Here is an 8,476-nt window from a genome sequence, read left to right on the forward strand (position 1 = left end):
GTCTGATGAGCGCCCAGCTGGAGGCGCGGCCAAGGGGCCCAGTGGCCCTTTTGCGCACCGCCCTGCTGCCGGGCGTGCTGGTGGCAACCTACTTGGTGGTGTTTTTCCTAGTCAGCATTGGAGTGATTGGCGACTACCAGCAGACCATCCTGGCCACGATTTGCATCAACATTGTTTTGGCCACCTCCCTAAACCTGGTCACCGGGTTTACCGGGCAGTTTTCGCTGGGGCACGCCGGGTTTATGGCGATTGGCGCCTACGCCACCGGCCTGATGACGATGCGGTATCCCAGCATCTGGGGTCTCGTGGGCGGCTTGCTAGTGGGCGCCGCCCTGGCCTCCGTCGTGGGCTTTTTGATTGGCATTCCGACGCTGCGGCTGCGCGGTGACTACCTGGCCATCGCCACACTTGGCATGGCCGAGATCATCCGGGTCTTGCTGCTGAACTTTGACTTCTCCAACGGCGCCGCCGGATTGAATGGCATCCCGCGGCTGATCAATTGGCACATACTGTTCATCTTTGCTGCCTGCTCCATTGTCTTGATCGCCAACTTCCTGCGCTCGGTCCACGGCCGCAACACCATTGCCGTTAGGGAAGACGAAATCGCCGCTTCCTCGATTGGTGTCAACGCGCTGTGGGCCAAGACCCTGGCCTTTGTCATTGGGGCCTTTTTTGGCGGGATAGCCGGCGGGCTGTATGCCTCGTACTTCTATTTCATCAAACCCGACATGTTTGGTTTCTTGAAGTCGATCGACATTCTGATCATCGTGGTTTTGGGCGGCCTAGGCAGCCTGTCTGGGTCGGTCATCTCTGCCATATTGCTGGCCCTGATCTCAATGAAACTGCAGGAATACGCTGAGCTTCGCATGGTCTTCTACGGACTGATCTTGGTGCTTATCATGCTGTTCCGCCCTCAGGGTCTATTTGGCGACGGCGAACTCAAACCGGCAATGTTTGGCTACCTTTTGCCATGGCGCTATCGCTATGTTGGCCGGTCAAAGGGCACCACCAGGCGCTGGCCGGCCAAACTGGACCGGGTCGCACCCTGGCACTACCAATACACAGGAAAGCCTTCCGGCATCACCAAGGAACCGCCGGCCGCCTTTGACCGCTTGACGTCCCCCCGAAAGCGAGGTGGGCCCAAGCCATGAGCGACATTTTGACTTTGTCGGGTTTGACCTTGAACTTTGGCGGGCTGGCAGCCGTGGCCGATGTCGACCTGACCTTGGCCCAAGGCGAACTAGTTGGCTTGATTGGCCCCAACGGCGCCGGCAAAACAACTGTATTTAACCTGCTAACTGGGGTTTACCCGCCATCGGCCGGGACTATCGAATTCAAGCGCGACGGCAAGACCATGCAACTTGGCGGCAAGGCGCCCCACACGATTTGCCGGGCCGGAATTGGCCGCACCTTCCAGAACATCCGGCTGTTCAAGCGCCTGCCAGTGCTGGACAACGTCATGATCGCGCTGCAACAGAACTTGCGTTACACGCTGGTGGCGGCGTTGCTCCACTCCCCCAAACAGCGGCGGGTCGAAAAAGAGCTGCGAGGGCGTTGCATGGAGCTGCTACGCATTATGCAGCTCGATTCCAAGGCCGAAGAGCTGGCCGAGAACCTGTCATACGGCGAGCAGCGGCGGCTAGAGATCGCCCGGGCCATGGCCACCCAGCCAGTGCTGCTGCTACTGGACGAGCCGGCGGCCGGCATGAATCCGGCCGAAACAGCTCAGCTGACCGAGCTGATTGGCTGGCTGCGCCAGGAGTTCAAGCTGACCATTTTGCTGATTGAACACGACATGTCCGTGGTCATGAGCATTTGCGAGCGCATCTACGTACTGGACCATGGTGTGGTCATTGCCCAAGGCGCCCCGGCCGCGGTCCAGTCCAATCCCAAGGTGATCGAAGCCTATTTGGGTGAGGAGGCCGCCGATGCTTGAGATTCAAGACCTCAACGTCCACTACGGCGGCATCCACGCCCTCAAAGGGGTTTCGCTAAAGGTCGAAGACGGCGAGATTGTCACCCTGATTGGCGCCAACGGCGCCGGCAAATCGACCACGCTGCGGACAATCTCCGGATTGAACAAGCCCACTTCCGGCAAGGTACTGGTCGATGGAAAGGACATCACCGGCGCCTCGGCCCAAGCCCGGGTCCGGCTGGGCCTGAGCCAGGTGCCCGAAGGCCGGCGGGTCTTCGCATTGATGACCGTGCTGGAGAATCTCGATTTGGGGCGGTTCCAGCGACGTGATCGCCAAGAGATAGCCGAAGACTTGGACGCCGTCTTCGAGCGCTTCCCGGTGCTGGCTGACCGGCGCAAACAGCTGGCCGGAACCCTATCTGGTGGCGAGCAGCAAATGCTGGCCATGGGCCGGGCAATGATGGCCAGGCCCAAGATTCTGTTGATGGACGAACCCTCAATGGGGCTTTCGCCCCTGCTGGTGCAGGAGATCTTTGGGATCATCCATTCGATCAACCAGGCCGGCACCACCATTTTGTTGGTCGAGCAAAACGCCAACAAGGCGCTGCAAGTAGCGGACCGGGCCTACGTCATGGAAACTGGACGTATCGTGTTAAGTGGTTCGGCAGCTGAGTTGTCCAACACCGAGGACATCAAGCGGGTCTACTTGGGAGGTTGAGGCCATGTTCGTACGGAACCGAATGACCGCCAATCCGTTCACTGTGACCCCTGATGACACCGTGCCCGCAGCAGCTGCGGTCATGTCGAAGCATTCGGTGCGACATTTGCCTGTGGTCGAGGGCCGCCGGGTGGTCGGTGTTGTGTCGCATAGCGATATCGCGGCGTCTTCCCCTTCGCCGGCCACTTCGCTATCCGCCTCCGAGCTGACCTACTTGCTGAGCAAGTTGAAGGTGGCCAAGGCCATGAGTCGCGACCCCATCACCATCTCCCCGGGCGCGCTGCTGGAAGAGGCGGCCGTGGCCATGCGCGACAACAAGATCGAAATGCTGCCGGTGGTTGAAGGTGGCGAGCTGGTCGGGGTCATCACCGAAAGCGTCATTTTGGACGCCTTCATTGAGCTGTTGGGCTTTCGCGACCACGGCACGCGGCTGACCGTTGAGGCCACCGACGTGCCTGGCGGTCTGGCTCGGTTGGGCGAGATCACGGCGCGACACCAAGCCAATATTCAGCATGTAGCGGTCTACCGCGGCGAGGGTCAGTCAACCGTAGTTGTTGGAGTCAACACTCCTAACACCGACGCCTTGGAGGCTGATCTGACCGCCGGCGGCTTTGTTGTGTTGGCGAGGTTGGTTAACCCCTGACCCCAGTTGGTCAACGTCAGTGGGCCAGCCACGGCCGCCTGACCAGTTGGTATGCGCGGCGAGGTTAGGCCTGGTCCCCAGAATCTGGCGTGTCTGCCTGCTAGGGTGAGTCCAATCCGGGGGCTCCCACCCGGCGATGTTTGTTGCGCCAAACGGGGGGAAGTCTCAAGCCATGGGTCGAATCGCGCATCTCAGGTTGCCGTGCGTCAGCTGCGGGCAGTGGACCAACGTCTTTGTCGAGGAGTCCGAGGCGACTAGCGCCAAAGTGAAATGCGAGCACTGCCAGGCAGTCTTCGATTTCAGCGCCGGCATGATGTACGACCCGGTTGGCTATGTGCCAGAGATCCCGGCTTGGGCCAGGATTGGCGCCGCGGAATCGGGCGCTGGGTCCGAAGCTGCCCCCGAGGCTGCACCTGAGGCCCAACCTGAAGCCGCGCCAGTGCCCACCGAGGTCCAGTCTGCCGGCGCAGGGTTCGCTGGCACAGAGGACACTGACGCAGAACCAACCAAGGCTGAAACCACCACGGCGCCAGCCGTGTCGGTGGTCGCCGTGGTGGCGACCGACGCCACCGCCGAGCCAGCTGTGGATTCAGCTCCGCCGCCAGCCAAACTCGAGCCCCCAGACCCTCTTCAGCCGGAGCCCGGCACATTTGCGCCACCGCTTCCGCCCGGAGCCACACCTCTCGCGTCGGTGGCCGCCGAGGCAGCCCCAAAGCCCTCCGGCGCAGAACCAGCCAGCGATGAGCCCGCCACGGAGGCAGCTCCACCACCTGCCGGGCCGGAGCCACCAGGGAACCTTGTTCCGGAACCCGGCGCGTTTGTGCCGCCTCCACCAGGTCCGCCCAGTCAATTGCCGGCCCCTGAGCCACCAGATCCAAAAGCATTCCGGCCGCCAGAGCTCGCCGCAGACTCGCCGCCAACCCCGCCCGGCGCCATGACGCCTCCCGGGCCAGATGATCTGGGCGCGTTCGTGCCGTCTCCGCCACCGCCGCCATCGGCCGCAATGCGGCAGGGGCCCGGTGCGGATCTTCCGCCCCTGCCGTCAGAATTCGGGGCGAGCGCGCCGCTCCCGCCGCCCCCGCCGCCGGGTTTTGAACAGCAGCCATATGGTCTCCCGCCGCATGGCATGGGCTACCAGCAGACTCAGGCCCACAACCCCGGAACCCGGAAGTTCCTGGTCTGGTCGATCATCAACACCGTGTTCCTTTTCTGGACTATCCTGCCCATCTTGGCGATTGTGACGACTGGAAAGGCGAAGACAGCGGCAACCCCAGACGAATTCCGGCTGCGCAAGAAGCAGATCAAGATCTTCAACATTGTGCCGTACGGTATCTACGCGCTAATCCTGGCCATCGCCCTGCCGATTGGTCTGACGAGCGGCTCGTCTTCCGGCGGCGGCAACGCCGCCGCCACGGCACGGGTGGAAGGCAAACACGATTTTGCCGCTGACGGCAAAGCCGGCACCCAGGAGATGGCGGGGATGCCCATCCACATCTCGTCCAACGGAAATTCCTACTCGATCTCCTCCTTCACCGTGGGCAAAAGCGACGAAGGCAACACAACCATTACCGCCTTCGGTAGCGGCATGGGCAAGCTGCCCTTCAGAAACGGTTCCATGATCATCCCGATCTATTGCTCATTCACCGATGCAGACGGGGTGGACCACGAGCTTGTCGGCGCAGACATGAGCATGCCGGAGATGACCTTCAAATTCGACACCTCGGCCACGCCAAAGAAGGTGTCGTTCTACCCAGAGGACAACCGAGACGAGAAGTACACCTTCGACGTCAAATAGCTGCTCGGTCGGGCCGCGCCGGCGGAGGCGTAGACCAACCTCAAACTGGCTCGAAAATGTCGACGGCCTGGCCTAACGACTAGTTAGGGCGCGCCAACCCGGGCTCGCCCCAATGGCCGCAGGCACCATTGCTGGCCGACGGTCGCGACATCTGACGCCTAGATTTCGCCTATGTCGACTTCGCCACTCCAGGTGGGAGAAAAGGTCTCCGCTATGGCCAGATCCTCTGGCGTCAAGCCGTCAAGTCCGTACATGTAAAGCACCCGGGCTTCTCCCTCGTAGTTGTAGACGAAGACGGCAAAGAAGTCGTATTCCGACTCGAAGTCCGGTGCGGACTCGCACTGCCAGGAGGCGGCGTCGAGCCCGGCAACCACCCGGTAGTTCTCGCGGATTGTCTCTTTCTGACAGAAAACTTCGAGGTTCTCCGGGATGGTGTCGACCATGGCCCAATAGAGGGTGGGCTCTCTGAGGGTCCAGAGCTCCACCGTGACCAGGTAGTTTGTCGCAATCACAGAGTTGTATTCGTCTGGATCGTCGATCTCCTCGTAAAACTCCTCCTGCTCCAGCTTGAGCCAGTAGCCGGGTAGCTCCAGGAAGCCAGTCTCAGGCATGCCGATGGTGGTGACGCGAGGTTTGTTGGGGCCTGGAGCCGGTTGGCCGGGCGAGGTCGACTCCCCAGGACGCTGAATCGCCGTTGGGTTTGGTTGGGCGGCCTTAGTGTCGCCACGCTGAAGAGCGCTGATCACGGCCCAGGCGCCTAGGCCAATTGCCACTGCTGCAAGGCATGCTGCCAGTACCACGAGGATCTTGGTTCGTGACTTCGGCTGCCGCGGTGGTGATCCACCCGGCAGGCCGCCTGACCGGCCAGGATAAATGGGAGTAGCTGGCGGTGCGCCTGGCGGCCCGAAGTGAACGGGAGCCCCAGGCTGCGTTCCCTGGGGCCCGGGTTGAGGCCCGGGTTGAGGCCCGGTTTCAGGTCCGGTTGGCGGTGCGGCAGGTGGTGCGGCAGGTGGCGGCGGTGCAGCCTCTGGGGCGCCGAACCCCGGCGGTGCACCTGGCGAGACGGCCGATGGCGCACCCAGCGTGGCGGCCGGCCGGGCACCAATCACCGGTGACAGATTCGGCGGCCGCTGCCTGTGTGAGGGGCTCTGACCAGCCGGCGAGGTAGTAGGTGGGACGGTCGGCATCGCGCCAGCTTCTTGCCCTTGTTCCGCCGGACCTGCATCTGGCTGGGGCCCCTGATCAGCCGTCGGAACCTGTCCAGACTGCGCTGGCGGGGTCTGACCCGCCACCGTGGACTGACCTTCCGCAAGGTTTTGCTCTACCTCCGGAGGCTGCCCTCCCGCAGGAGGCTCGTCTGCGGGGTTGTGGCCAGACCGGCCGGGCGGCTGTTGCCGAGGCTCACTCGAACTAGACCCTGGATTACCGTGGTCGCCCTTGTTCGGCCCGTCCGCCATGAGCTCGCCTCTCACTCGGCCGCTGGCCGGCCGTCAGCCGGCCACCAACCAGTATGGCTGAACAGGGCACCCTGGTAGAGGCTCGCACCGTCCTTTTTTGGAAGAGCACCCCCGCCACTGCCGCCAGGTGGTGCATTCAGGCCGCAGCGCCACCCAGATCCAACAGCGGGCTCGGCACGCAGCGCCACCCACATCCGGCAATGGACTAGGTCTGCAGCGCCGGCGCCACCAGCTGTCACAGATCAACCCCACTTTGGCAGTGACCCCAGGCCCGACGGCCTCGGCCTCGGCGACAGCCACGATCCGCACTGACTCAGCCCGGGCCGCGGTCGCGAAATCCCCCCGCCTATTGCAGCGAATCCAAACCCGACAGCCTCGGCCGCGGCGGCCGCCCTATGCCAGTGCGCCGCGACCCTGGGGTTGCCACGGGACACAACTCCTTTAAGCCTGCCGTCGCCAGTTAGCGCCTAGTCGAACCGTTCGGGTGGCTTGGTCAGGGTTTGCCCGTGGGGTCCGGTCCAAATGGTCTGGCCGGTGGTGGGGTCGCGTCTGCCAGTCCAGTCTTGGTCGTGTCGCAACCGGTGATGCATCAGACAGACACAAACCAGGTTGCCAGCCCAAGTTTGTGCCCTGGACTCACGAAACAAGGAAAACGGTTCAAGATGGTCAAACTGGCAATCAGTCGCCGGGACAATGCAACCGGGCCAACGACAAGTCTGGTCTCTGATCATCAGCATCAACGCCAACCATCCGGACGGCAAACGACTATCAGACCAGGCCCGTTCGGCCGGCCAGGTGGCCGGGTCTTTCCAGTTCCAGGTGACCTTGGGCGGGATCAGTTTGCCGCCGGGCCGGGATGGTCTAGGCCCCAGGGCAACTAGCCGACCAGAGGCAGAGTCAATCACCATGGCCTGCCGGTGAGCCAGGGCAACCAGGCCGTCCAGGTCCGGGCCGGTCACGACCGACCCGCTGCCCACCATAAGGCCAGTCGATGAGCTGGCTGCCGGGCCACCAGAAGGGCCCGCCATTGCTCCAGGGCTGGGGTGGCTGGCCAGTTGCTGGTTGCCTGGCGAGTTGGCCAACCTCTTGCCATCCGGAGGCACGGCGAAACCAGACGACACCTCACCGTCGCCCAGACCCGGAGGATCCGCACGATCTGGACTAGCCGGCCCTTTGCCAACCGGCGGTCCGCTATCTCCAGTTCGGATTTCGCTTTCCAGTCTTACGGGATCCGCACCCGGGGGTCGGGGTCCTGGCCCTGGACCGGGAGGATGAGCCGGGTCGAGCTGGGCGGGGCCAATCTTGACTAGTAGCCGGCTTGTGCTGGTCGAGGTCAGGCGGCCGGGCGCAACCGGACCGAAGGCAGGGTCGGCCCTAGGCGGGCTGCCAATCACGGTTCCAGCCGCCGCTTCGGTCGCGTCCAGAACGTCGGCATCAACCATCACCAACAACCGGGCGTTTCGAGCAGTCGCACGCTGCCTGACAGCGGGCCTGACCTCGATCGGGGCGGCGACGCTGGCAGCGGCCAAATCGACCGGGTCGGCGGTCTCGCCGGGCTGGGCCCTGCTGACTGTGACGCCCGGTTGGGGTGACACGGCCGACAGGGTTTGGGAGACCGGAAGGGTGCGCGAGGTCGGCACGGTCTGGGAGGCGGCTTCGACCGGCAGCGTCCGGAAGACCTGGGCGGCTGGTTCGACTGGGGAGATCTGGCCGACTTGGGAGGCCTGGCCGGCGGGTTTGGCTTGGGAGGCCTGGTCGCCTCGGGAGGTTCGGTCGCCTTGGGAGCTCTGGTCGCCGTGGGAGGCCTGGTCGACTGGTTTGCCTTTGGAGGTCCGGCCGGTTTGGTCAGCTTGGTCAATCGCTTGGTGCAGGTAGTCGACCAACAGGTCAGCCTCGACGTTCGCCAAAGACCGGCCGGCGGCTGGTTGAGACCGGGCTTGACGGGCCA

The 8,476-nt window shown here is 63.4% G+C and carries 7 protein-coding genes; 5 read left to right on the forward strand and 2 right to left on the reverse strand.

Going from position 1 to position 8,476, the window contains the following annotated elements:
• The first annotated feature begins 5 nt into the window (after window positions 1-5).
• The 5 genes from FWD29_07275 to FWD29_07295 all read left to right on the forward strand — a co-directional run bounded on the left by FWD29_07275 (window position 6) and on the right by FWD29_07295 (window position 5,071).
• Window positions 6-1,151: a branched-chain amino acid ABC transporter permease gene (locus tag FWD29_07275; protein ID MCL2803734.1), complete on the forward strand. Its 1,146-nt coding sequence runs from the start codon at window positions 6-8 to the stop codon at window positions 1,149-1,151.
• The gene (locus FWD29_07280; GenBank protein MCL2803735.1) at window positions 1,148-1,936 is read left to right on the forward strand and encodes an ABC transporter ATP-binding protein; all 789 of its coding nucleotides are present in this window, start codon (window positions 1,148-1,150) and stop codon (window positions 1,934-1,936) included. The genes FWD29_07275 and FWD29_07280 overlap by 4 nt, the downstream gene beginning before the upstream one ends.
• Complete coding sequence (locus FWD29_07285; protein ID MCL2803736.1) at window positions 1,929-2,633, forward strand: ABC transporter ATP-binding protein; 705 nt, start codon at window positions 1,929-1,931, stop codon at window positions 2,631-2,633. The genes FWD29_07280 and FWD29_07285 overlap by 8 nt, the downstream gene beginning before the upstream one ends.
• A 4-nt stretch (window positions 2,634-2,637) precedes the next feature.
• Window positions 2,638-3,276, forward strand: coding sequence for a CBS and ACT domain-containing protein (locus FWD29_07290; GenBank protein MCL2803737.1), 639 nt, complete (start codon window positions 2,638-2,640; stop codon window positions 3,274-3,276).
• A gap of 172 nt (window positions 3,277-3,448) precedes the next feature.
• Window positions 3,449-5,071, forward strand: a complete 1,623-nt coding sequence (locus tag FWD29_07295) for a hypothetical protein (GenBank protein ID MCL2803738.1) — start codon at window positions 3,449-3,451, stop codon at window positions 5,069-5,071.
• 158 nt (window positions 5,072-5,229) lie between these two features.
• Here FWD29_07295 and FWD29_07300 read toward each other — a convergent pair whose 3' ends face one another.
• The gene (locus FWD29_07300; GenBank protein ID MCL2803739.1) at window positions 5,230-5,817 is read right to left on the reverse strand and encodes a hypothetical protein; all 588 of its coding nucleotides are present in this window, start codon (window positions 5,815-5,817) and stop codon (window positions 5,230-5,232) included.
• 1,178 nt (window positions 5,818-6,995) lie between these two features.
• Window positions 6,996-8,476: hypothetical protein (locus FWD29_07305; protein ID MCL2803740.1), on the reverse strand; the 1,481-nt coding region annotated here is incomplete at its 5' end.

This window comes from Micrococcales bacterium (assembly GCA_009784895.1).
In the GTDB taxonomy this organism is placed as follows: Bacteria; Actinomycetota; Actinomycetes; order Actinomycetales; family WQXJ01; genus WQXJ01.

Excerpts from the sequence above, each read along its gene's own strand:
- FWD29_07295 (MCL2803738.1), top strand. The coding sequence starts at position 3,449 with ATGGGTCGAATCGCGCATCTCAGGTTGCCGTGCGTCAGCTGCGGGCAG.
- FWD29_07280 (MCL2803735.1), top strand. The coding sequence starts at position 1,148 with ATGAGCGACATTTTGACTTTGTCGGGTTTGACCTTGAACTTTGGCGGG.
- FWD29_07275 (MCL2803734.1), top strand. The coding sequence starts at position 6 with ATGAGCGCCCAGCTGGAGGCGCGGCCAAGGGGCCCAGTGGCCCTTTTG.
- FWD29_07290 (MCL2803737.1), top strand. The coding sequence starts at position 2,638 with ATGTTCGTACGGAACCGAATGACCGCCAATCCGTTCACTGTGACCCCT.
- FWD29_07285 (MCL2803736.1), top strand. The coding sequence starts at position 1,929 with ATGCTTGAGATTCAAGACCTCAACGTCCACTACGGCGGCATCCACGCC.